The organism is Campylobacter sp. RM12651 (genome assembly GCF_022369475.1).
Classification (GTDB): Bacteria; Campylobacterota; Campylobacteria; order Campylobacterales; family Campylobacteraceae; genus Campylobacter_E.
Genome location: NZ_CP059600.1, coordinates 1,909,325 through 1,933,066 on the forward strand (window position 1 = coordinate 1,909,325; position 23,742 = coordinate 1,933,066).

The 23,742-nt window shown below is 28.7% G+C and carries 22 protein-coding genes; 15 read left to right on the top strand and 7 right to left on the bottom strand.

What is annotated here, in order from left to right; genetic code table 11:
* Positions 1 to 6 precede the first annotated feature (6 nt).
* Positions 7 to 519, bottom strand: a complete 513-nt coding sequence (locus AVBRAN_RS09495; RefSeq protein WP_214119005.1) for a hypothetical protein — start codon at positions 517 to 519, stop codon at positions 7 to 9.
* 231 nt (positions 520 to 750) lie between these two features.
* On the opposite strand from AVBRAN_RS09495, the gene AVBRAN_RS09500 reads away from it, so the two are divergent.
* Positions 751 to 984 carry a hypothetical protein gene (locus tag AVBRAN_RS09500; protein WP_239803126.1) on the top strand — a complete coding sequence of 78 codons (234 nt, stop codon included), beginning with the start codon at positions 751 to 753 and terminating at the stop codon, positions 982 to 984.
* A gap of 58 nt (positions 985 to 1,042) precedes the next feature.
* On the opposite strand, the gene AVBRAN_RS09505 is transcribed toward AVBRAN_RS09500, so the two are convergent.
* On the bottom strand, positions 1,043 to 1,708 hold the full coding sequence (locus tag AVBRAN_RS09505) for an NYN domain-containing protein (protein WP_239803127.1): 666 nt from the start codon (positions 1,706 to 1,708) through the stop codon (positions 1,043 to 1,045).
* Positions 1,709 to 2,186: 478 nt separating this feature from the next.
* On the opposite strand from AVBRAN_RS09505, the gene AVBRAN_RS11090 reads away from it, so the two are divergent.
* The 3 genes from AVBRAN_RS11090 to AVBRAN_RS09525 all read left to right on the top strand — a co-directional run bounded on the left by AVBRAN_RS11090 (position 2,187) and on the right by AVBRAN_RS09525 (position 5,180).
* Positions 2,187 to 4,400, top strand: coding sequence for a flagellin (locus AVBRAN_RS11090; protein ID WP_345774107.1), 2,214 nt, complete (start codon positions 2,187 to 2,189; stop codon positions 4,398 to 4,400).
* Positions 4,401 to 4,677: 277 nt separating this feature from the next.
* A complete protein-coding gene (locus AVBRAN_RS09520; RefSeq protein WP_214120675.1) occupies positions 4,678 to 4,920 on the top strand; it encodes a hypothetical protein in 243 nt (80 codons plus the stop codon).
* Complete coding sequence (locus AVBRAN_RS09525; RefSeq protein WP_239803738.1) at positions 4,917 to 5,180, top strand: type II toxin-antitoxin system YafQ family toxin; 264 nt, start codon at positions 4,917 to 4,919, stop codon at positions 5,178 to 5,180. The genes AVBRAN_RS09520 and AVBRAN_RS09525 overlap by 4 nt, the downstream gene beginning before the upstream one ends.
* Before the next feature lie 687 nt (positions 5,181 to 5,867).
* Here AVBRAN_RS09525 and AVBRAN_RS09530 read toward each other — a convergent pair.
* A complete protein-coding gene (locus AVBRAN_RS09530) occupies positions 5,868 to 9,782 on the bottom strand; it encodes a S6 family peptidase (protein ID WP_239803128.1) in 3,915 nt (1,304 codons plus the stop codon).
* Positions 9,783 to 9,945: 163 nt separating this feature from the next.
* On the opposite strand from AVBRAN_RS09530, the gene AVBRAN_RS09535 reads away from it, so the two are divergent.
* The 10 genes from AVBRAN_RS09535 to AVBRAN_RS09580 all read left to right on the top strand — a co-directional run bounded on the left by AVBRAN_RS09535 (position 9,946) and on the right by AVBRAN_RS09580 (position 18,949).
* Positions 9,946 to 10,425: a phosphatidylglycerophosphatase A gene (locus tag AVBRAN_RS09535; protein WP_214119583.1), complete on the top strand. Its 480-nt coding sequence runs from the start codon at positions 9,946 to 9,948 to the stop codon at positions 10,423 to 10,425.
* Positions 10,422 to 11,504: an ABC transporter substrate-binding protein gene (locus tag AVBRAN_RS09540; RefSeq protein WP_239803129.1), complete on the top strand. Its 1,083-nt coding sequence runs from the start codon at positions 10,422 to 10,424 to the stop codon at positions 11,502 to 11,504. Before AVBRAN_RS09535 ends, AVBRAN_RS09540 begins: the two co-directional genes overlap by 4 nt.
* A 9-nt stretch (positions 11,505 to 11,513) precedes the next feature.
* On the top strand, positions 11,514 to 12,233 hold the full coding sequence (locus AVBRAN_RS09545; RefSeq protein ID WP_239803130.1) for a transporter substrate-binding domain-containing protein: 720 nt from the start codon (positions 11,514 to 11,516) through the stop codon (positions 12,231 to 12,233).
* Positions 12,233 to 13,294, top strand: coding sequence for an epoxyqueuosine reductase QueH (locus AVBRAN_RS09550; RefSeq protein WP_214116431.1), 1,062 nt, complete (start codon positions 12,233 to 12,235; stop codon positions 13,292 to 13,294). The genes AVBRAN_RS09545 and AVBRAN_RS09550 overlap by 1 nt, the downstream gene beginning before the upstream one ends.
* Positions 13,294 to 14,463, top strand: a complete 1,170-nt coding sequence (locus AVBRAN_RS09555) for a cation:proton antiporter (protein ID WP_239803131.1) — start codon at positions 13,294 to 13,296, stop codon at positions 14,461 to 14,463. The genes AVBRAN_RS09550 and AVBRAN_RS09555 overlap by 1 nt, the downstream gene beginning before the upstream one ends.
* Positions 14,464 to 14,527: 64 nt before the next feature.
* Positions 14,528 to 15,772, top strand: coding sequence for a citrate synthase (locus AVBRAN_RS09560; protein WP_214116418.1), 1,245 nt, complete (start codon positions 14,528 to 14,530; stop codon positions 15,770 to 15,772).
* Positions 15,773 to 15,940: 168 nt separating this feature from the next.
* Positions 15,941 to 16,492: a DUF507 family protein gene (locus AVBRAN_RS09565; RefSeq protein WP_214116410.1), complete on the top strand. Its 552-nt coding sequence runs from the start codon at positions 15,941 to 15,943 to the stop codon at positions 16,490 to 16,492.
* A gap of 20 nt (positions 16,493 to 16,512) precedes the next feature.
* On the top strand, positions 16,513 to 17,115 hold the full coding sequence (locus tag AVBRAN_RS09570; protein ID WP_239803132.1) for a sulfite exporter TauE/SafE family protein: 603 nt from the start codon (positions 16,513 to 16,515) through the stop codon (positions 17,113 to 17,115).
* Between the two features lie 2 nt (positions 17,116 to 17,117).
* A complete protein-coding gene (locus AVBRAN_RS09575) occupies positions 17,118 to 18,311 on the top strand; it encodes a PAS domain-containing sensor histidine kinase (protein WP_214149905.1) in 1,194 nt (397 codons plus the stop codon).
* Complete coding sequence (locus tag AVBRAN_RS09580) at positions 18,305 to 18,949, top strand: response regulator transcription factor (protein ID WP_239803133.1); 645 nt, start codon at positions 18,305 to 18,307, stop codon at positions 18,947 to 18,949. The genes AVBRAN_RS09575 and AVBRAN_RS09580 overlap by 7 nt, the downstream gene beginning before the upstream one ends.
* Here the strand turns inward: AVBRAN_RS09580 and AVBRAN_RS09585 are convergent.
* The 4 genes from AVBRAN_RS09585 to AVBRAN_RS09600 are packed head-to-tail and all read right to left on the bottom strand — an operon-like array spanning position 18,944 to position 22,441.
* Positions 18,944 to 19,408, bottom strand: a complete 465-nt coding sequence (locus AVBRAN_RS09585) for a hypothetical protein (protein WP_214149903.1) — start codon at positions 19,406 to 19,408, stop codon at positions 18,944 to 18,946. The two genes, AVBRAN_RS09580 and AVBRAN_RS09585, sit on opposite strands and share 6 nt — an antisense overlap.
* Positions 19,409 to 19,411: 3 nt before the next feature.
* Positions 19,412 to 19,867: a molybdenum cofactor biosynthesis protein MoaE gene (locus AVBRAN_RS09590; RefSeq protein WP_214149902.1), complete on the bottom strand. Its 456-nt coding sequence runs from the start codon at positions 19,865 to 19,867 to the stop codon at positions 19,412 to 19,414.
* Between the two features lie 2 nt (positions 19,868 to 19,869).
* The gene (locus tag AVBRAN_RS09595; RefSeq protein WP_214116399.1) at positions 19,870 to 20,091 is read right to left on the bottom strand and encodes a MoaD/ThiS family protein; all 222 of its coding nucleotides are present in this window, start codon (positions 20,089 to 20,091) and stop codon (positions 19,870 to 19,872) included.
* The gene (locus AVBRAN_RS09600; protein WP_239803134.1) at positions 20,078 to 22,441 is read right to left on the bottom strand and encodes a bifunctional diguanylate cyclase/phosphodiesterase; all 2,364 of its coding nucleotides are present in this window, start codon (positions 22,439 to 22,441) and stop codon (positions 20,078 to 20,080) included. The genes AVBRAN_RS09595 and AVBRAN_RS09600 overlap by 14 nt, the downstream gene beginning before the upstream one ends.
* Positions 22,442 to 22,511: 70 nt before the next feature.
* Between AVBRAN_RS09600 and nspC the strand changes: the two genes are divergently transcribed.
* Entirely contained in the window at positions 22,512 to 23,672 is a 1,161-nt protein-coding gene (gene nspC, locus AVBRAN_RS09605; protein WP_239803135.1) for a carboxynorspermidine decarboxylase, read from the top strand.
* The last annotated feature ends 70 nt before the right edge of the window (positions 23,673 to 23,742 follow it).

The following is a 23,742-nucleotide window of genomic DNA, read 5'->3' on the forward strand; positions in this document are numbered from 1 at the left end:
TGGGGATTAAAGTCTATCCCACATATTCACCCCCAAAATATCGCCTAAATCATCTAAAAATATTTCTATATTGCAAGGCTCGATACCAAAGTTTAAAAGCTCCTTGCCTAAATAAATTTGCGTAAATATTCTAGGGCTTGTTTTTCCATTCTTTTCATACACCTTAAACATATCAGCCCCGTGAAAAGCTCTATTTCTAATCATTCTATAAAGGTTTAAAGCAATTTGCACTTGTATGTGTGTATAGATTTCGGCTATTGAGCCATTGTTTATCTTTATTCTATCTTTATTATTAGAGCAGTATTTTCTAAACTCAAATCCTTTACTATTAAAAACAATATTTTCTAATTTTTCATCAAATATAAGCCTAATCAAAGCCCCTAAACTAGGAGCGCTATGACCTTCGCAAATACTTATATATTCATCTAAAACTATATTTTTTACTCTTTTTCTTATTTCGTTTTCAATAGCTAAAATTTTGCCACTAATATGCTTTATAAATAGTATATTTTCAATCATTTTAACCTACCTTTAAGCAAATATTAATCAATTTTGTATAACATCTCATCACATCTTAGGGGCGAATGGGTCGCCCCCCGCTTTTGCGGGTCTTTCATCAAAACTTTTCACAAATATTTCACATTTTTTAATTTTGTTGACTTATTAGAATAAAAAATGTTAATATATTTCCGACAGTTCCCTAAGAGCCTCTTAACAATGCGCAACCCTTAAGGACTTTAAAAGCTGATTATGGATAAAAAAACATATAATAAACCCCACAGAACTTGGCAAGAACAATTAAAATTGTTAAGATCTAAAAATTTAACTATTTTAAATGAAGATTTTGCTTTAGAAAAATTAAGAAATTTAAATTATTACAGATTAAGTGCATATTTTTTACCTTTTTATGATGATAATAAGAATTTTATTAAAAATACCATTATGGGCAATTGTAGAAGTAATGTCGTTTGGCACTTTATTTAAAATAAAACACCAATATGAAAGAAAAAACAATAAATATTATTAAATAAATAAAATTGTATTAAGACTTTTTTCTCGGTAGCGTTGTTTTTAGATAATCAATATGTTCTGCTAAATCTTCTCTTATTTTCATATGCATTGGATCAAGCACAAAATGAAGCCCTTCTTTTCTAGCTAATTTAGCAGCAGGGACAAAATCACTGTCTCCAGAAATTAACACTATTGTATCCACCAATTTTTTATAGCTTAAATGAGCAACATCTAAACCTATTTTCATATCAATACCCTTTTGTTTTGCTTTATAATGTAAGTCATCAGCACCAATATCATCAAATTGTATTTTACCCTTTAATAAATCATCATATTTATCGCTATTAATTTGCCATTTTGCATTTTTTTCATCTAAATATCCAAACCTAAGTGCAAAACAAGGTAAATTTATAATTTCTTTGTGAAGGTTATTTCTTAGTTCAGCTACAGGACTATTTGATAAATCAATAGATTTTTTACTTATTGGATTATGGCATTTTTTCATAAGCGGCTTACAATCATAAAAATATATTCTATAAAGCATTTCAAAGTCCTTATCAATATGCTTCATACAATGTATTTGCAAGGCTTTTGCTAGTGTCTTGTAATCCAAATCTTGAGTTCTTACTTTAAAAAATTGACAATACATTTTGATATAAAACTCACCATCAACTAATATTGCAACTTTTCTTTTCATTATCTTCCTTTTTTAAGCCTAGGTCAAGAACGCCTAGGCTTTAATGCTAAGGGTTTGCTAGTTTATAAATGTCTTAAACAGGTACTGCCAAAGCATATTGAACCCATTCTAAAAATTAACAGTTAATGATTAGTAATTAAATATTCAATGTTCAAGCATTGATTAAGTCCTTTATAACACACAAATATTTCACATTTTCACAAGTTTTTCACAAAATCCTAATTCTAATTTCAAATTCCGTGAAATTTTGCACTCTCAAATCCTATTCATTTCGGTTAGCTCGTTTAAAAACGAGCTAACACAAGGCTTTTTACGATTTTTTCCTAACAGAAAAAATCACAAAAAGCCACCTATCCCCACATCACAATCACATTTTTAAAAATTTTTTCACATCACCCCTAAAGTTATTTTTTAGCACACCGATATAGTTGTAACTTGATAAGGAAATCAAGACAATTATTTTTTTAAGGAGAAAATTATGGGATTCAGAATTAACACAAACGTGGCGGCGCTAAGCGCTCATGCAAACGCATCTATGAACAATAGATCAATTGACAGTTCTTTAAACAAGTTAAACTCAGGTTTTAGAATTAACTCTGCTGCTGATGATGCTTCAGGTATGGCAATTGCTGATAGTTTAAGAAGTCAAGCAAGTTCTCTTGGTCAAGCTATTATGAATGCTAATGATGCTATTGGTATTATTCAAACAGCTGATAAGGCTATGGATGAGCAAATAAAAATACTTGATACAATTAAGAATAAAGCTATTCAATCAGCTCAAGATGGTCAAACAACTGAAACAAGACGCTCACTTCAAGCTGATATTTCAAGACTTATGGAAGAATTAGACAATATTGGTAATACTACATCATTCAATGGTCAAAAGCTTCTAAGTGGAACGTTTTCAAACAAAGAATTTCAAATTGGTGCATATTCAAATGAGACAGTTAAGGCTAGTATAGGGGCAACTACAAGTGATAAGATTGGTTTAACTAGGTTTGAGACTGGGCATAACGTAAGACAAAGCGACCTTGCTTTAGGAGATAAAATTAATCTTACATTTAAAAACGTAGATGGAATTAATGATGTTACATTTGAGCCAGTGCAAATTGCTCAAGGTAATAATATTAAAGCAGGTCAAGGTTTAGGTGCTTTAGTTGAAGCTATTAATAAATCTACTGATAAAACAGGTATTAAAGCTTCTGTTACGGTTCAAAGTGTATTTGAACAACCTATTAAAGCAGGAACTACTTTACAAGGCTTTAGTATAAATGGTGTTACTATTGGTTCTATTGAAGTTAAAGATAAAGATGGAAATGGGGCTTTAAGAGCTGCAATTAACTCTGTAAAAGATCAAACAGGGGTTGAGGCTAGTGTTGATGAAAAAGGAAGATTAGTACTTGCTAATAGAGATGGTAGAGGTATTAAGATAACTGATGGGGTGGATAAGAGTTTTCAGGCGAATGGAGCGGCGTATACTGAAACAACAAGTAAAACTGTAGCAGATAAACATGTATTGTATGCAAATGGACCAACTGGTCAAAATACTAAGCAAGAACAAAAAGCAATAGATTTTGCAGATGATAAAACTTGGACTACAGGTTCTGCAGTAGCTGGAACAGCACCAACTGCAGATACAGCAGGTTCTATTTATAATGCAAAAAATACATTTGAAGATATTCAAGCAGCTCATTATGAAATGGATGCGAGAATTGCAGCTGATGGTGCTACTAAAGCCAAATCGGCAATACAAACTGATGGAACTATAAACTTTAAAACAGGTGTAGCAGGTAAAGCTTTAAGTGCTGATAAGATTGGTGCTTTACATTCAACAGCAAATGCTGCTGTAACCAATCCTGGCGCAGGCAAAGATGTATCTGACGCATTAAAAGCATTACAAGAAGATGGTTTAAAATTAGAAGATGCTAATAAACTAATAGATAATGCTGTAAGTAAATTACAAGTATTTGTTGATGCAGCTAAAGGTAAAACTATGGCTACAGCTGAAGGTGAAGATGGAATGGCGGCTCACGCTATGATACAATTTTTAAAAGGTGTTAAAGAAGGTATCAATGAGCCTAATAGAGCTGGTCTTAAAGATATGATAGGCTTAACTAGTGACAATAAGACTAACTTCGGAAGATTAAGTTTTTCATCAACTAATGGTAAAGACATAGTTGTAGAAGCTACTAGGGATTATAAAGATATAGATGGTAATATAAAAACTATGGATATTACTAGCTCAATAGGCTATGATAAAAATGTTTCTGAAAAAACAGTTAGCTTAAGAGAAACTAATGCTACTATAGATAGAGAAACAGCAGATGCAATGGGCTTTAATGCTAATGATTGGCAAGCAACTGATGCAGGAGATAATAAGAATGGTTATGCTGCAGGTGTAATGACTTTAAAAGGCGCACAAGCAATGATGAATATTGCTGAATCAGCTCAAAAAGCTCTTGAAGCAATTAGAAGTGACCTTGGTTCTGTCCAAAACCAACTTGTTTCAACTGTTAATAATATTTCAGTTACTCAAGTAAATGTTAAATCAGCTGAAAGTAATATTAGAGATGTTGACTTTGCATCTGAGAGTGCTACATTTAGTAAACACCAAATCCTAGCTCAATCAGGTGTATATGCAATGAGCCAAGCTAACGCTGTTCAACAAAACGTAATGAGATTATTACAATAGTAATAATGAATGGAGTTTTTAAGGTGCTTGTCGCCTTAAAAACTACTAGGATTATTACAATAGTTTTAAAGATAGCTTCGGCTATCTTTAAAAACGACTAAATTATTACAATAGTTTTTAAGGTGCTATCCTTAGCACCTTTTTTACTTCTTTAACTTTTTAAAAAACATAATCAAAAAACATTTTAAACTTTTAAGAATTTAAAGCAAGAATTTTACTTAAAACTTTATAAATTAAACATATTTAGTATAAGATAACGATTATAAAAGGAGTAAATATGAATGTAATAGTAAAGATGAATGATAATCCGCACTTTTTAAAGGCTTTAAAAGAATTAGCAAAGGCATTTAACGAGCCGATAAAGATAAAGAAAGAAAAAAGCAAATTAGATGATTTTTATAATAGTAAAGAATTTTTAGATTCTATAAAAGAAGCAAAAGAATTAAAGGCTGCGTATTTGCGTGGGGAAGTTGAATATATGGACGCTGAAAAATTCGTAGAAGAAAGTATGAAATGGTGAAGTATCAAGTAAGGGAGACTAAAGCTTACAAAACAGCCTTTAAAAAACTAAGCAAAGCTGATAAAGAATTAACAAATAAAATTATTTTAAGATTGGCAAATGATGAAGTCTTAGAGCCGATTTATAAAGACCACGCTTTGCAAGGTAAATTTAAGGGCTATAGAGATTGCCATGTGAAAAACGATTTAGTATTAATCTATGAAAAAGATAAAAATATTCTAACGCTAACTTGCATTAATATTGCAAATCACAGCAATTGATTCAAAAAATAATCTTTTTAAAAAAAATAATAGCTTAAACATAAATTTGAATTTATCATATTATTGATTTAATACTATTTAGGCTATCTCTAAATCAAAATACAAAGCTTTGGTAATAATAAAAATATTGCTTTATATTTTTTAGTTTTTATGTGTAAATTATTGTTTTAAATTCTTTATTTTTTAATACTTAAAAAAAATCAATATCAGTGAGATTTCAAGTGATTTTATGAGTAAAAAATACAATTAAATGCGTAAAAGTAACATAAAAATAACTAAACTTTTAAGAAATTTGTGGATAAAAATTATAAATCTTAGCTATCTTTACCGCTTAGTAATTTGGCAAGATTTAAGAAGTAGTTTAATACAAACAATAACTTAGCAACTTAAGTTTTCTTACTTTTAAAGAAAATTAAAATATTTTTATTTGAATTATTATTTTAATTCTTTATTTTTTGTATTTAGTAATGCGAGTGAATGAATAAAGATTATTATTTAATGGTTATTTTTGCTTCTTTATATCAAAAATTAAGCTTTGCGTCATAATTTGAGTATATTTAGGCGATAAGATAAATGTATTTTGAAACTCTTTATTCTTAAACTCATTAAAAAACCCAATAAATAATATTTATCGGCAAGATAAAAACATATAAAGATTTTGCACCTTTAAAATAGGTGCAAAATAAATTAAAAACTCTTTCTTAAAGTCATATTAAGCGAATAATCCACATTCAAATCACCAAAAAATGTCCTTTCAAACTCGGTCATTAGCCTTAAATTATTCGTGAAATTATAATTAAATGAAGCATTAGTTAGCATTCTTGTATCTTTTTTACCTTCAATTTGTCTAATTACATTTAAATCTCTTATGGTTTTATCGCCGTTTTTAGCTAAATCAGCAGCAATTCCAACCCCAAATCTAAATCCAAATCTTGAATCTTCGCTACTTTGCTTACCAAAACTTAGCATTGTTTTTGTATTAAATGGAACGAATGATTTGCTTTCTAATTTTATATGCTCGGCTTTATTTTCAAGGCTAATCGCACTAACATAGCCACTAATTAACTCAACGCTAGGCTCTAAATAATAATTATTCATATAAAATCTATTGCCTAATTCTACGCTTGCTACTACGCTTTTAGAATGATTATTCGCGTTAATATAAATCGCTTTATTATTGCCATTATTTAGCGTTAGAGTATAGTCATTTTTATAATCAACATATTTTGCAATCATATCAATATAAAAACCATTATTAAAAATAAAGCTTGAATAAAGTCCCCCGCCTATGCCTTTTACTTTACCTTCTAGCATATTTTTTGTATCTAGTTTATAAATTGAATTAGTAAAGATAATTCCCGCATAAGCATTGAAATCATCCATTTCGCTAATCTTATCAGCACCGATTTGTAATTCATAATATTTGGTCTTATTATCTTTTAGATACGAACTTGCTCCACCGAAATTCCTAATCCAAATTCCGCCATTTGCAACCTCATCTCTTAGCTCTCCCATACGCTTTTGCATATTGTTCCACTCTAAAACATAGTTAAAAAATGCTTGATTTAGCGTGTTTTTAGCTGTATTTATTGAACTTTCTTTCTCTCTTACGAAGAAGTATTCTTGATAATGGCCTTTTGTTTCTACATTGCTTGGATTGTTGCTAGGATTTGGGTCAAGCTCAACTATAACAGGCTCTTCTGGGTTATTTGGAGTGCTTGGCTCATCTGGTATTGTAGGCTCATTTGGTGTTGTTGGGGTGTCTGGCTTAGGCTCAACTGGTTTAGTATCAGGCTCGCTTGGAGTTGTTGGAGTGCTAGGAATACTAGGTTCGCTTGGATTATTAACACTAGGCTCATTTGGATTAATAGGCTCACTTGGAGTTGTGTCTGTGTTAGTTGGCGGAGTTGGTTTAGTATCAGGCTCACTTGGTTTATTTGGAGTGCTAGGCTCATTTGGTGTTGGGCTTGGCTCTGGTGATGGAGTAGATGGTATTTTTTCAAGATACCATTTAGCTGTGCCGTTTTCATCATAGTATTTTACATTAGGTTTAAGGTCGGCAAATACTGAAGCTTCACCCTTAATATCAAAATAATTTTCAGCCACTAAAGTATCATTAGCCAAACTTGCTATTAGTATTTTATCATCTCCGTTTAAAAAGTCTTTTTGGATTAGCAAGGTATTATTAGCTCCACTTGTGCTTTTGCTTATATTTAAAGCATTAGTTTTGCTTTCGTAAATATATGTTGTATTGGTTGAGTTTAGGCTACTTGCGTTTATATTTGCATTAATCATTGCACCATTAAACTCAAGGCTAGAACTATCATCAGCTGTTATTGTGCCTTTAAAATCTGTGCCATTTAAAAGGCTTAGTTTTGAATTGGTTTTCAAATCAAAATTTGAATTAATTTTGATATTTTTAGCAATGCTTTTGCCTTTTGTTACTTCTTCTTGATATTTTAGATTATTATAATAACTTTCATTTTCTAAACTTCCTTGAAATTCTGTTGCAATAGAATTTGCCTTTATATTTTCTCCATCAAATCTATCTATATAAGCTAAATTATCGCCAATTTTAATAGTTGAAGAAATAGAATTAATGTTTTTAATATCCACATTTGAATGTTTTAAAATATCAAGACTAGCTTTATCTAAAGTTAGGCTAGCCATTTTATAATTTCTCTCTTCCCAATCTTCTTGATCTAGCCTTGTAGGGGTAGTAAACACTTCTTCTTTTAGCTTATCTTTTACATCTTGTGATACATAATTATGCACTATTGGATGACCTTGTAAAACTAAATTTCCGTTTTTAAATTCCATATTTTGAATATCTAAACCACCATCATAAACAGCGTATTTACCACTATTATTGTGATTTTGAACTATATTAATATTTCCTTTAATATTTCCGTGATAAATAGTATTTGTAGGTTCTGTTGTAGCAAATTTATTGATTTCAAGAGTGCTTAAGTTAGTGCTAGTATTTGTTATCACTGCATTATTATCACTCGCGTAAAAATTATTAAGATTAATATTGTTTCCATTTAAATCAAGCTTACCTGCATTCTCGCCAAAATATAAATAATTTGTATTTATTTGATTTGCGTTATTTATCTTTAAACTTGAATTATTAGTCATATAAATACTACCAAAAGTTGTGCCTGAAGAATTTTTAAACTCAACTTCACCCCCACCTATTCTAAAACCTGCATTAGGGCTACTTGAATTAACTATCAATTTACCCGCACCAATTTTATGTAAATAATCATTTTTTGCTGTTTTAGGGTCATAATTTACAACCGAATTAGCACCTATATCAAGACCGCCGTGTAAAAAGTCAAAATTACCTTTAATATCATAAGTTAAATTATCTTTTATAATCAATGCACTAGAACCTAAATCAGCATTAGCACTAAGAGTTAAAGAACCACCATTTATATAAATATCCTTATCGTTAGCCATTGCTAATACTCTTTTATTGTAATTTAATTTTGTTTGAGCGCCCAACAAACTATAATAGTGTTTAAACGATAAATCAGCTCCCATTGTTTTTTCAAGTTCTACCAAACCATCTTTTAAAGAATCAGCATCAAGTATTAAATTAGCCGTAGTGCTTATATTGTGAATTTTATTAAAATTATCCATAGTGTGATTATTTACTAAATGATAATTAGTATAAGTACAAGTTACACTATCTCCTTTACAATCAGTACCACTAGTAACACCTACCATATACCATTTCTTATCTTGATTATCCCAAACATATAATGCACTTCCACTATCTCCTTTAGAACCAGTACTTGAGAATTGAATTCTATCGCTACCTAATATATTTAGCATATATAAACCATATTCATTTTTAAAGCTATTAAAATCGCTTAAATTTGCAATTCCACCTGTAAAGTATTTATTATTAGTGCTTATTGTTTCAGCGTCATTTCTTTGCTCGGTAATTTTTTGAATACCTGTTCCATTTCTTACAAAAAGTGTATATCTAGAATTATCATATAAAGCAGCCTTACCGCTAGTATCCGAACAGCTCAAACCACCATTTTTACAAGCTTCATAATTTGTGTCTTTTCCATTCTCATCATAGTATTTTATTGGAGCAATATCTGCTTTAGTATTTAAATTAATCTTATTCATTCTAAGCTCAACAAAATCTTCTATATCAGTTCTTGGAGGACAAGTTGTATCAGCACAGTTTTTAAAATAATCATCAAAATTATTAGAAGCACTAACAGCAGTCGTTCTAACTCCACCAAATTCTATTACTGAACCAGCTTGAATTAATTTATCTTTTCTACTAATCATATGAGCTGCCGTTAAAACTCTGTTTGTTCCTATATTGGTAAATTCTCCCCTAAACAAATCCCCCGTTTTATTACTAGCACTAAAATCAATCATAGGCATAGAATAAAAACTATCTACTTTTAAAGTCCCATCTTTAGAACTTACGCTAAGCCCTGTTGTCCCTACTTTAAATTTGCCTTTATTAGCACCAAAATCTAAATAATCTTGATACGAAAATCTACTATCAACGGCACTTGCATTTAAACTAGAATATAAAATACTCATTAAAATTATTGATTTTTTCAACATTTTTTTGCCTTTTTTTATAAAAAATAATCGTTATTTTATAATGTTTTTCTTAAATTAAAAATCTAGAATTTAAAAACGATATTTAAATTCTTTAAATCAAATTCTAAAAACAAATTATTCCTTAACTAACTTAAGATATTTTTCCAAATTACAAAGGATTTTAATGAAAGAAAAATTAGCAAAACTATATTTAACATTTTTTTATTCAGGTCTTAGTCCGTTTGCAAGTGGCACAATGGGGACTATTGCGGCATTACCATTTGCTTATTTGTTACTAATTTACACAGATAAAAGCACTTTAATGCTATTAAGTATTGCAATTTTTATTGCAAGTATTAAAATCATTGACGATTATGAAAAAACTCACGAACACGATGCTAAAGAAATAGTAATTGATGAGGTTTGTGGGGTTTTTTTGGCGATTGGTATGAGTTTTAACAACTCTTGGTGGCATTTTGCTTTAGCTTTTATCTTATTTAGGCTTTTTGATATAACTAAGCCAAGTATTATTGGTAAAGTTGATAAAAAGCTAAAAGGTGGCTTAGGCGTTATGCTTGATGATTTACTTGCAGGATTTTTTGCAGGTCTTTTATGCCTTGTAATTCAAGGAATTTATTTAAATTATTTAAAGGATTTATTATGAAAAAAAGTTTAATTTTATTAGCTTCTAGTGCGGCTTTTGCTTTAGATATTGGTGTAGTTTTACCACTTAGCGGTAGCGTTGCAGCATATGGAAATGCGGCACTTAATGGAATAAAAGTAGCAAATGCAATGCAACCAACTTTAAAAAATGGAGAGCAAATCAATTTAAATATAGTTGATACAAAAGGCGATAAAATAGAAGCCATCACAGCAACTGAAAGAGTTTTACCAAAAGTTAGTGCAATAATTGGAGAAATGATTACTGCAAATACTATAGTGGTTATGAATACAGCTGAAGCGAAAAAAGTGCCTGTAATTGCACCAGCTGCTACAAATGATAAATTATTAAAAGGTAAAAATTACGCTGCTAGAGTGTGCTTTAATGATAGTTTTCAAGGCGAAGCTATGGCAAAATATTTATTAGCTCAAGGTAAAAAAACAGCAGTAATTGTAAAAGACCAAGCGACTGATTATTCACTAGGTTTATCAAAAGCTTACAAAAAAGAATTTATTCAAGGTGGTGGAGAAATATTAAAAGAATTAATTATTACAAGTGGAGATAAAGATTTTAACGCTATTTCAGCTCAAATTGCTAGTTTAAATCCTGATGTAGTGTATTTGCCACTTTATTATCAAGAAGCAGCACTTTTTGTAAGACAAGCAAAAATCGCAGGTGTTAAAAGTATAATCGCTAGTGCTGATGGGGTTGCTGATGAGCAATTTATCAAACTTGCAGCAGAGTATTCAAACAATCATTTATATACAGATAGCTTTGATGCAAATGTTCCACCAACAGAACTTAGCAAAAAATATTTAGCAGAATATGCAAAAGCTTATAATGGAAGTCTTCCATCAAATTTTGCTGCAATTGGTGCTGATGCTTATTTTGTATTAGTAGAAGCTGCAAATCGTTGCGAGCAAATCACTAGCGAATGTATAAATCAAGAGATTAAAAAAACTAAAGATTACGAAGGCGTTAGTGGGATTATTAGCATAGATAGTACAGGAGAGACAAAAAGGTCTTTAATTATTAAAGAAGTAGTAAATGAAAACGCAGTTTATAAAGATAGCGTAAAGTAAGGGAGCAAAATGAAAAAAATATTATTTTCTTTAGCATTATTAACAAGTATGAGTGCTGATATTTTAAGAGTAGCAACAGCACCTAATTATCCGCCTTATGAATATTTAGAAAACAACGAATTAAAGGGCTTTGATGTTGATATTATTAAAGAAATTGCTAAAAGAAATAATTTAGAAGTGGAGTTTAAATATATGGATTTTGACGGATTAATCCCAAGTCTTAAGAGCAATAAAGTGGATTTAATCGGAGCAATTATGAAAAAAACTCCAGCAAGAGCTAAGGCAGTAGAATTTACAATTAATTTTAAAGATAGTTCTAATTATTTCATAAAAAGAATAGAAAATAATGAAAATCAAGAAATTAAAAATTGTAAAGATTTAGATTTTACTAATACGCTTTTTGGGGCTGAACTTGGCTCGGTGCAATATGATATAGCAAAAAGATCTAGCCAAAAAGAAGTAAAAGGCTTTGCAAATTCTAGCATTAGCATACTTTCATTACAAAGCAAAAAAATAGATGCTATAGTATTAGATAAGGTTGCTGCTATTAATTTTTTAAATAAAAATCCTGATTTGCAAGTAGTTTGCGAGTATAAAGACGAAGATTCGCAAGGATTTGCCGTAAATAAAGGTAATACAAAATTACTTGAAATAATAAATAAAAGCCTACAAGAAATGCTAGATGATGGCACAATAAATGAAATTAGTAAAAAGTATAAAATAAATTAATGCTAGTTCATATTTGTTGTAGCGTTGATTCGCACTTTTTTTTGCAAGAATTAAGAAAATTAATGCCTGATGAAGAACTCATCGGGTATTTTTATGACCCAAATATTCATCCTTTTAGCGAATATGAATTAAGATATTTTGATGTAGCAAGGTCTTGTAAAAAGCTTGGTATTAAGCTAATTAAAGGTGAATATGATTATGCTGAATGGTTTAATTATGTAAAAGGCTATGAAAATGAGCCTGAGCGTGGGAAGAGATGTTCTAAATGTTTTGATTTTAGAATGCAAAGTTCTGTTGAAATGGCTTTAAAATTAGGGCAAAAAACATTCACAACCACACTTTTATGCTCTCCTAAAAAAGATTTAGAGCAATTAAGAGTATCTATGCAAGAAGCTTTAAAAGGGACTGATTTAGAGTTTTTTTGTGTTGATTTTAGAAAAGATGGTGGAACTCAAAGGCAATTAAAATTAGCAAAAGATGATTTATTGTATCATCAAAATTATTGTGGCTGTATTTACGGCTTAGCTCAACAAAAAAGCGAAGAGCATTTGATAAAAGAATTAAGCTCAAGTATATATAAAAATCAAATTCTACCTGGCTCAATAGAAGAAAAATTGCAATTTTTTAAAAAAGTCGTAAGATTAGAAAGCAAAAATCAACAATTTAGCATTATTAGAGAAAAGTTTTTAAATTATCGTTTGCTTTATGCAAGAATTAAAGCTAATAAAAATACCGCAAAAGCTTTTGTTTTGTTTTATTCGCATTTTAAATCACGCAAAATTAATCTAAGTCTTGACATAAGTAAAGAGCTAATAATGTGTAATAAAGATGAATTATGTGTAATATCGTTTAAAAAAGCGAATGAGTTTTTTAAATACGAAAATTATGAAGAATTTTTAAAAAATCCACCAAGTATCAAAAAGCAAATAAGCTTTAGAGCAAAATTATTTAATCACTATAACCTAAGTCCTATTATAATTATTGAAAATATCCCTGAAAAAATTGAAATAATTGCAAAAAGCATAATTTTTGAGGATACTAGATTTATACAAGGAAATTAATGGAACTTAGCTCAAATGATTTAAATATTTTATTATTTATATCTTTTGTTGTTTTTTCATCGCCTTATATAGCAAAGCTTACTAGCTTACCTATTTTAGCGGTTGAAATTATTTTAGGAAGTATTGCTGGTGCTATTGGAATAATCACAAAAACACCTGCTTTTACCCTAGCTTCTCATATTGGATTTTGCTATTTAATGTTTATAGCAGGGCTTGAAGTAAGCCTTAAAGAATTTATAAAATTAAATGCAAATGAGCTAAAAAAAATATCTTTATTTTATTTAATTCTTTACGCTTTAGCTATTAGTATTTCATTGATACTAAAACTTAGCTTAGTAGTTGCAATAATAATTCCTGTTATGAGTATAGGGCTTATTAGTATTTTATATAAAGAATACGAAATTACTCCAAAATGGCTTAGTTTTACTATGGTTTTAGCAGCACTTGGCGAAGTAATAAGCATTGTTTTAATAACTCTTTTAAATAGCTTTTCAAACTCAAGTAGCACAATGCAAGTTGTTACTTCTGTATTGTCAATACTATTCTTTTTAGGAGTTTTTGTTGTAATTTATTATATTTTTAATGCGATTTTTTGGTGGTTACCTTGGCTTAAAGAAATTTTAATGCCTGATTATGATAAGGCAGAGCGTAATGTAAGGCTTAGTCTTGCATTGTGGATGCTAGCAGTTGCTTTAATGCTTTATTTTGATTTTGAAATAGCTTTAGGAGCGTTTTTAGCTGGTATGTTTATATCTAGCTTTTTTGGGCATAAAAAGGATTTAGAGCATAAATTAAGCTCATTAGGACACCCATTTTTAATACCTATATTTTTCGTATATGTTGGGCTAAGCCTTGATTTTAGCTTGGTTAATAAAGAGCTTATATTAATGTCATTTGCTATTATTCTTACTATGTTAGTTTGTAGAATAATTAGTTCTTTTGTATTTTATAAAGACTTTAAAATATCTTGCATTTTATTAGCTTTTACATCTTGTATGCCGCTTACTTTATTAATCGCAATTGCAACTTTAGGAATGAAATTAAACTTAATTGATAATTCTTTTTATTTAGCTTTGGTTTTATCATCTTTAATTGAAGCTGTTATATTTATGTGGGCTATTCCTAAAATTTCGTTACTTATTGAAACACATAAGCAAAAATCTAAGTAAGTTTTTTACAATATTTCACAAATTCCTTTTAAAATATACATAACTATTAAAAAAGGAGTTAAAAATGGAAAAAGCAAAATTAATTTACGATGGTAAAGAATTTGAATTTGATGTATTAAGTGGAACTAGAGGTGCAAAATCAATTGATTTTTCGTCTTTATATTCAAAAACAGGTGCATTTTCTTATGATGAAGGATTAACTAGCACTGCAACTTGTAAATCAAGTATTACTTATATTGATGGAGAAGCAGGAGAATTAAGGCATCGTGGTTATTCTATTGAATGGCTAGCAGAAAATAAAACTTTTTTAGATGTAGTGCATTTATTATTACATAAAGAATTACCAAGTCCTGAAAGATTAGAAGCGTTTAGATATGAGCTTAAAAAAAGAAGCTTTATTCACGAAGGTATGCATAAATTATTTGACGCTTTCCCTGACAATGCTCATCCTATGGCAGTTATGCAAGCAGCAGTTGCAGCACTTTCAACATTTTATCCTGACCATTTAAATATGGATAAGCACGAAGATTATATGGAAATGGCAGCCAGAATCGTAGCAAAAATACCAACAATAGCCGCTAGTGCGTATCGCTATAAAAATGGCTTTCCTATGGCATATCCTAATCTTGATCGTGGATTTACCGAAAACTTTTTATATATGCTAAGAACTTATCCATACGAGCATGTAAATCTAAGACCTATTGAGGTAAAAGCACTAGATACGGTTTTAATGCTTCATGCTGATCACGAACAAAATGCAAGCACAAGTGTAGTGCGTTCAGTCGGTAGCACTCACGCTCACCCATATAGCTGTATTAGTTCAGCAATTGGTGCATTGTGGGGACATGCACACGGGGGTGCTAATGAAGGTGTGATTAGAATGCTTGAGACAATTGGCACACCTGATAGAGTTGATGAGTTTATTAAAAGAGCAAAAGATAAGAATGATCCATTTAGACTAATGGGCTTTGGGCATAGAGTTTATAAAAACTTTGACCCTAGAGCAAAAGTTCTTAAAAAATTAAGAGACCAATTAATTAGCGAAATTGGAATTGATGCAAACTTTGTAAAAGTTGCAACTAGAATTGAAGAAATCGCATTAAATGATGAGTATTTTGTAAGCCGTGGATTATATCCGAATGTTGATTTTCATAGCGGCTTAATCTTAAAAGCTCTAGGAATTCCAAATGAAATGTTTGCGGTATTATTCGTAGTAGGTAGAATTCCTGGCTGGATTTCACAACTAATTGAGCAAAAAGAAAGCCCGTTAAAAATAGTTCGCCCAAGACAAATTTATATAGGCGATTAAAAGAATTTGAATTCGGAAATTCCGAATTCAAATCAATGCTTCAAAACTCTTAAAAAGCTTAATATTAAGGCATTTTAAAAATTATCAAAAGTTAAAAATTAATTATTATTGTTATATTCATTTTTACTAATATATTTTATAATGAAGAAAAATAAAAAAGGATTAAAAATGCGTATTAGACAACCACATATTCCTTATGTTTCAAATAAAATTTCAATAGATTTATTAAACTCAAAATTTGTAAAATTAGTAAATGGTTTAGAGCCAGTTAAAGAAGTAGTTTCAAAAATTATTACAGCCTTAGTATTAAAAGAAAAATCACTTGATGAGAAGGTAAATGAGATTTTAGCAGAGCAAGAAAGCCAAATGGATTTAATGCAAGTTGATAGAAAAAATATGTTTTGGTTACTTAAGAAAAAACTAGCAGATGAATATAAAATCCAAATGAATTATGAAGATAGATATAATGCCTTATCTCACGCTATTTTGGACGCTTTGGTTGATGAAGATTTAATCAATTTTAATGTATCAGAAAATAGAGTAAAAAATGTGATTTATTCAAGTATGATTGAATACTTAAAAACTTACGAAGATATTGAAGACCTAGTATTTGATAAAATTAATAATTACAAAAGAAAAATCGTTCCTGGTAGCGAAGAATACGATTTAATTTACGAAAAGCTTTATGAAGAAGAGCTTAAAAAAAGGAAGATGTTATAAACAATCTTCTTAGCACTTTTGTGCTAGGACTAGGTCTTAGTCTTACTCATTGTTTTTTTATGTGTGGTGGGATAATTCTTTTATTCAACCACAAAAAGAGTAATTTTTTTGATATTTTTATATATCATTTTAGTAGAATTTGTGCTTATATTTTAATAGGTCTTATAGCTTATTTTTTAGGTTATTTTTTAAATTCTTTAAACTTACAAGTATTTTTATATTTTATCTTAGGTGCTTTTTGCGTTGTTTTAGGATTTGCTTTGATTGTTAAAGGACAACTACTAGCTTTTATAGAAAATCAATTCATATATAAAAAAATAATGGTATTTTTAAACAATAAAAAAACTTCAAAATATAAAGGCTTTATATTTGGCTTTTTAAATGGATTTTTTCCTTGCGGTTTAGTATATTTTTTCGTAGCAAAATCAATGATTGCAAAAAGCATTAATGAAGCTTGGCTTAATATGTTAATTTTTGGGCTTAGCACTCTTCCTGCTATGCTTTTAGGCTCTATATTTATAAATAAAATTAGAAAAATTAAAAATATTCAATATTTATTTTTTGCTTTAATTATTGTTTATGGATTTTATTTGTGCTTTTTAGCACTTAAATTAAGTAGGTAAAAATGTATAGATTAAATGAATATAAAAATGCAATTGAAAATACAAATATAGTTTCAAAGACAGATATAAATGGGATTATTACCTTTGTAAATGAAGAATTTTGCAATCTTTGTGGCTTTAGTGAAGATGAGCTACTAGGACAAAATCACAATATTATCCGCCACCCTGATACGCCTAAGAGTGCTTTTAAAAAATTATGGGATACTATTTTAGCTGGGCGTGTTCATAAAGGAGTGGTTAAGAATAAAAAGAAAAATGGGGATTTTTTCTACGCACAAACAACGATAATTCCAATTTTTGATGAAGATGGAACAATATTTGAATTTATAGCTATTAGACACGATGTTACTAAACTTTTTACCTTAAATGAAGAGCTTGTTGCAACTAAACAAAAGCTAATGCAATTAAATGAGAATTTAGAACAAGTCGTAGCTCAAAAGACAAATTCTTTAAAAATACTCAATGAGAATTTAGAAAAGAAAATAGAAGACGCAATAGCAATCAATAATGCTCAACAAAAAATAATATTTCAACAAAATCGCCAAGTTATCTTAGGACAAATGTTAGAAAATATAGCTCATCAATGGAGACAACCTTTAAATGAATTATCTTTAGCTATTTATTTATTACATAACGAAAAAAAAGATAAACATTATAAATTATGTCAAAAATTAATCCAAAATATGAGCCAAACTATTAATGATTTTAGAGATTTTATTAATCCTAATACGCCTTTAGAAAAGCATAATTTAATTAAAGTAATTAAGCATAGTTTATACATAAGCTATCAAGCATTGAAAAAAAATAATATAAAAACTACATTTGATATTCGTGCTAAAAAATGCTGCTTGTTTTGTAATTTTAATGAATTAGTGCAAGTTCTTGTAAATATTATAAACAATGCTAAAGATGCTTTTTTAGAACAAGAGCTAGATGATAAAATACTACATTTTAAAGTATTTAAAGAAAAAAAGAATTTGATTTTGCAAATTAGCGATAATGCAGGGGCAATTCCTTCTAACATAATAGAGCATATATTTGACCCATATTTTACAACTAAACATAAAAAACAAGGCGTAGGACTTGGGCTTTACATTTGTAAGCAAATTTTAAATAAAATAAATGCAGATATAAGATGTTTTAACAAGGGCAATTGTGCATATTTTGAACTTATTTTTAAAGGAGAAGAATGTTAAGTTTATTAATTGTTGAAGATGAGAAAAATATAGCTCATCTAATGGGAGATATTTTAGCACCTTTGTTTTATGAAGTGCATTATGCTCAAGATGGCTTAAGTGGATTAAATAAATTTAAAAAACTTCGTCCTGATATTGTAATTTGTGATGTATTAATGCCGCTAAAAGATGGTTTAAGCCTTGCAAAAAGCATTAAAGACCTAAGCCCAAATACGCCTATTATAGTAATTTCAGCTCATAGTGATAAAGAAAAATTACTAAAAGCTATTGATGCTAATGTGAATAAGTATTTAATCAAACCTGTAATTCCAGAAGAATTAATCGCAAGTGTAAAAAGCCTGGTTTCAAATATGAGTAAAGTTACTAAAATAGGTGATTATACGATTGATTATATGAAATCAACTTTTAAAACATTAGAATTTGAAGTTGAACTTACAAAAAAAGAATTAACTTTATTAAAAGCCCTTAGTGAACCTATAGGAAAAGTTGTAAGTCTTGATGAAATAAAAGAGATTTGCTGGGGCAAAAGCGATGTAAAAGATGGTTCTGTAAGAACATTTATAAAGCGTTTTAGAGATAAATTGGGTGTAAATATTATAAAAAATATTACTTCAACAGGTTATAAAATAGTTTTATAATATAGAATTATCGTATTTAATACCCATTCTAATAAATATAGTATTAGAATTGCTTATATTAACACTTACAGCTTCATCGCCCGGAGTGTCTTTGCCTATTAATAGCGATTTAACAGAATCATAACTTAATAATGTAGAACATAATTCCCCTGGTTTTTCAGTTTTTTTAACTATCAAAAAATCTCTAAAAGTGCTAAAGTGTAAGCATTTTTCAGATTTAACAAAAAACCACATATCCTTATCAAGCCCTACTTTAGTCATCAATGGAATATCTATAAAATTTTCATTATTAGAATAATATGTATCTACATCATTAATCAATGTAGCTAAGTTTCTGATTGATTTTGACATTTCTGCTTCATTTTTTGAATTATATACCTTAAGACCTAGTAAAATAAGTAACGCAAGTACCACAATACATACAATAATAATTTCTATTACTAATGCTTTTTTATTCATTACTTAATCTTCCTTGCTGCTTAAAAGACCTGCGTTAGGCAACTTAAAGCTTCTATCCTTTGCATAAATTCTTTGATTATTAATTAAATCGTATTTCCAAATAGGTGCATTTTGTTTAAAATCTTCAATAAACTTAGCAAATATATCTAAGCCGTTTTTTCTATGTGAGCTTGCAATCCCTGCAAAATAAGAGCATTCACCTACTAATACATCTCCTTTTGCATGTGCAAAAAATAATCTAATATTTAAATTCCTAGTTTTCTCACACCAATCATCAAACCATTTTTTTAAAATTGGCTCATATATATCAAAACTAAGACCGCTAATATTGCCTTCTGCTCTAATTATCCCGCTAAAACTTAAAAATGCTCCATAATTTAACTCTTTGCAAATTCCACAAAATTCACTATATAAAGCTTTTTCATCAAGAGCATTATTAAATATTTGAAATTCTTTCACGCTCAACCACCACAAACAGGAGGTAGTATGCTTACTACATCGTTATCTTTTAATGCAATATCTAAACTATCTATGAAATTATCATTTATAGCAATAGCACTAATCTCTAACCATTCTTTTAAATCTTCAATTTTCAATAACTCATTTTTTAATTCACGAACATTTTTTACATTTAATTCAATAGAATTTTTATTAATAGGTCCTAAAAAATTAATCTTTACCATTTTCATATACCTTTTCTAATAAAATATTTTCAGGAACAGGTCTGCTAAAATAATACCCTTGATACTCATCGCAACCTAAGTGTTTTAAGAAATTTAAAATCTCAATATTTTCTACACCTTCAGCTACAGAGCGTTTATTTAAAGATTTAATAACATTTACAATAAACTCAACCAATCTTCTATTTTTTTCATTAGTATCTATATTTTGTATAAAGCACTTATCAATCTTAACAACATCAAAATCTAAATCTTGGTCATTTAAATAAGATAAAGAACTATATCCTTTACCAAAATCGTCCATTGATAAACCTACATTAAGTTTTTTGATTTTATCAATAATAGCCTTACTTGTTGCATTTTCTATTGAAAAGCTTTCTGTGATTTCAAATTCAATTAATCTTGGCGGTATGCCTTGAATGTTTTTTTCTATTGTATGAACTATTCCTTCGCTTAAAAGCTGCTTGGTGCTTAGATTTATACTAAGTTTTAATTCAAGACCTTTTTCTAACCATCTTCTTTGAGCTTCACAAGCCATTTTAATAATTTCATTACCTAAAGTAATAATTAAATTACTTCTTTCGCAAATTCCTATAAATTGGTCTGGAAATATTAATTTATCTCCTTTTTGCCATCTAACAAGAGCTTCTGCTCCTATAATTTTGCCAGATTTTACATCTACTTTTGGCTGATAATATAATAAGAATTCTTTATTTACAATGCCATTTCTTATATCTTGTTGTAGCTTTAAATTAGCTTCATTTTGTTTGCCAATTTCTGCCGTATAACCAAATATCCAATTATCTCCACTAGCTTTATCATTTTCTATTGCTAAATCAGCATTTCCTATACATTCGTGTAAATTCTTGCTATCTTTTGGATATATGCTAAATCCAACTCTAGCATTAATTTTAAATGGCTCATATTCTATTAAATCATCATTTGAATTAATTTTAATGCTTCTTGCGGTTAGTTTTTGATGATATTTTTTAGCTAATGTAAAATAATCTTCATTTTTATCTACTTCAATTACTAATAAAAACTCATCAGCACTAACCCTAGCAAGGCATTCAAAAGTAGTTTTATTTTGTATAAATTTATATTTATCATATTTTATAAAATCTAAGCTCTCAAAATGTTCATTATCGCCTGTTGCCATACCTTTTAAGGTTGTATAAAGTCTATAAGCTACGATTTTTAAAACTTCATCACCAAAACTTCTTCCATACATTGAGTTATAAATTCTGAAATTATCTATGTTAAAAAATAAAAATAATAATACCTTATTATCTTTTTTTACATAATTATCAAGGCTTTCAGTAACACTTATCATATTCATTAGACCGGTAATATTATCAATATACGCTTGTTTTTTGATATTCCCGTCTTTGGCTTGAATTTGTCTTATAAATCTAAGTAAAGCATAACTTAAAGTTCTAAATTCCTTAAATGCAAAATCACTATTTAATTGTTTATTCTTATTAAAATTAGATATATGTTTATTTAATGCTACATCAAAATGCTTAGTAGCTAATTCTATTTGCGATCTTACTTCTTTCTTCTTTCTTATTATATATACCAAAATGCCTAAAAATCCAATTAATATAGAGCAACCTAAAAATGCACCTTGTATTAATGCCGATTCAAATCTTTTACTTTTTACTTCTTCTAAAGCTTCTTTTAATACATCGCTTTTAACGGTAAATTCTAAAGCCAACCACCAATTTTTATCATAGCAAGTGTAAGCTTCATTTTCATATACACAATACCATCTTTCATTACCTAAAAAATTAAAATTATCATCTAATCTTTTTGCATTAAAATAAGAAAGTTGAGCATTGTGAAGATTTTTAATATTATTTAATGCTACTACCCTTTGAGTTTCTTCATATTTTTTAGGATTTAAAGTAACTCTTAATATTTTTTTATTATCTAATTCAACATACCTAGCGTAGTAATAATAAGTCGGGTCAATTCCATCAAAAACATCAATATCAATAGGATAACCCATATTTGCTTTTAAAAATTCTAAAGCTTTTTGTTTATCTTCGTGAGTGTTTAAATAATTTAATGCGAAATTATAAGCACTATCTACAAATTCTTTGGCACTATCGTCTAAATATGAAAATTCTGCATCTAAATATTTTTTAATATTTTTAAGTTCTTCTTTGATATATTTATTTGATGATAAATTGATTTGTTCGTTATATTCTTGTTCTAGGCTATTTACTTCTTCCGTATAACTTGATTTAATAACAAATATTCCAACGCTAAAAATTAACGCAAAAAATATTATTGAATAAAGAGTTAAGCTCTTTATTGATTCTTCTAAAATTGACTTTCTTTCTTTCATAAAATACCTAATATATTATAAATTTAATATGATATTATAGCAAAATTATTAATACCGAAAGGAAATTGTAATGAAATATATTGAAAATAATATTAAAACACCAGCTTACATTTGCTACGAAAGCAAACTAAAAAATAACCTTGAAATCTTTAAAAAAATTCAAGAAGAAAGTGGAGTTAAAGTCTTACTAGCTTTAAAAGGATTTGCATTTAGTGCTGCTATGCCTTTAATTAAAAATTACTTAAAAGGCTGCACTTGCAGTGGGTTATGGGAAGCAAAATTTGCTAAAGAATTTGTAGATAAAGAAATCCACACTTACGCACCAGCATTTAGCAATGATGATTTAGAAGAAATATTAAATCTTAGTCATCATATAGTGATTAATTCATTGAATGAATATAAAAAAGTTATAAATCATAAAAATTATAAAAATCAATCTTTAGGAATTCGCTGTAATTTAGAGTTTTCAGTAGCTCCAAAAGAAATTTATAATCCTTGCGGCAAATTCTCAAGGCTTGGCATTAAAGCAAAGGATTTATTAGATAGCGAAATAATAGTTGATGGGCTACATTTTCACGCTTTATGCGAAGAGAGTTTTGAGAGTTTAGAAAAAGTCTTTAAAGTATTTGAAGATAATTTCTTAAAACCATATCTAGCAAAACACCCATTAAAATGGATTAATTTTGGTGGCGGTCATCATATCACAAAAAAAGGCTATAAAGTAGAAGAATTAATTCAATTCTTAAAAGCTATTAAATCAAAATATAATCTTGAAATATACCTTGAACCAGGAGAAGCTATTGGTTGGCAAACGGGGGATTTAATAGCTAGTGTTTTAGATATTGTTGAAAATGAGAAAAAAATAGCAATTTTAGATATTTGTGCTGAAGCTCATATGCCTGATACTATCATTATGCCTTACACTAGCGAAGTAAAAAATGCAAAAATCCTAGCAAGTCGTGATGAATTAGCAAAAACACAAAGCACTAAAAATAGCTATCTTTTAACAGGTAATTCTTGCCTTGCAGGAGATATTATGGGAGAATATGAATTTAATCAAGAACTAAATATAGGAGATAAGATAATATTTTGCGACCAAATTCATTACACAATAGTAAAAAATACAACTTTTAACGGAGTAAAATTACCAAGTTTAATTTATGTTGGTGAAGATGGTAGCATTAAAAGTCAAAAAGAATTTAATTTTAATGACTATTCAAGGAGAAATTAAAAATATTTTGATATAAATTAAAGAATAAAATCATTTTAGGAAGATATTATGAAAAAGTTTTTTGTATTAG

Bases quoted from the DNA above. Each gene is read 5' to 3' on its own strand.
- AVBRAN_RS09560 (WP_214116418.1), top strand. From the start codon at position 14,528: ATGGAAAAAGCAAAATTAATTTACGATGGTAAAGAATTTGAATTTGAT.
- nspC (WP_239803135.1), top strand. From the start codon at position 22,512: ATGAAATATATTGAAAATAATATTAAAACACCAGCTTACATTTGCTAC.
- AVBRAN_RS09530 (WP_239803128.1), bottom strand. From the start codon at position 9,782: ATGTTGAAAAAATCAATAATTTTAATGAGTATTTTATATTCTAGTTTA.
- AVBRAN_RS09595 (WP_214116399.1), bottom strand. From the start codon at position 20,091: ATGGTAAAGATTAATTTTTTAGGACCTATTAATAAAAATTCTATTGAA.
- AVBRAN_RS09565 (WP_214116410.1), top strand. From the start codon at position 15,941: ATGCGTATTAGACAACCACATATTCCTTATGTTTCAAATAAAATTTCA.
- AVBRAN_RS09535 (WP_214119583.1), top strand. From the start codon at position 9,946: ATGAAAGAAAAATTAGCAAAACTATATTTAACATTTTTTTATTCAGGT.
- AVBRAN_RS09540 (WP_239803129.1), top strand. From the start codon at position 10,422: ATGAAAAAAAGTTTAATTTTATTAGCTTCTAGTGCGGCTTTTGCTTTA.
- AVBRAN_RS09500 (WP_239803126.1), top strand. From the start codon at position 751: ATGGATAAAAAAACATATAATAAACCCCACAGAACTTGGCAAGAACAA.
- AVBRAN_RS09520 (WP_214120675.1), top strand. From the start codon at position 4,678: ATGAATGTAATAGTAAAGATGAATGATAATCCGCACTTTTTAAAGGCT.
- AVBRAN_RS09575 (WP_214149905.1), top strand. From the start codon at position 17,118: ATGTATAGATTAAATGAATATAAAAATGCAATTGAAAATACAAATATA.
- AVBRAN_RS09495 (WP_214119005.1), bottom strand. From the start codon at position 519: ATGATTGAAAATATACTATTTATAAAGCATATTAGTGGCAAAATTTTA.
- AVBRAN_RS09555 (WP_239803131.1), top strand. From the start codon at position 13,294: ATGGAACTTAGCTCAAATGATTTAAATATTTTATTATTTATATCTTTT.
- AVBRAN_RS09550 (WP_214116431.1), top strand. From the start codon at position 12,233: ATGCTAGTTCATATTTGTTGTAGCGTTGATTCGCACTTTTTTTTGCAA.
- AVBRAN_RS11090 (WP_345774107.1), top strand. From the start codon at position 2,187: ATGGGATTCAGAATTAACACAAACGTGGCGGCGCTAAGCGCTCATGCA.
- AVBRAN_RS09505 (WP_239803127.1), bottom strand. From the start codon at position 1,708: ATGAAAAGAAAAGTTGCAATATTAGTTGATGGTGAGTTTTATATCAAA.
- AVBRAN_RS09545 (WP_239803130.1), top strand. From the start codon at position 11,514: ATGAAAAAAATATTATTTTCTTTAGCATTATTAACAAGTATGAGTGCT.
- AVBRAN_RS09585 (WP_214149903.1), bottom strand. From the start codon at position 19,408: ATGAATAAAAAAGCATTAGTAATAGAAATTATTATTGTATGTATTGTG.
- AVBRAN_RS09600 (WP_239803134.1), bottom strand. From the start codon at position 22,441: ATGAAAGAAAGAAAGTCAATTTTAGAAGAATCAATAAAGAGCTTAACT.
- AVBRAN_RS09580 (WP_239803133.1), top strand. From the start codon at position 18,305: ATGTTAAGTTTATTAATTGTTGAAGATGAGAAAAATATAGCTCATCTA.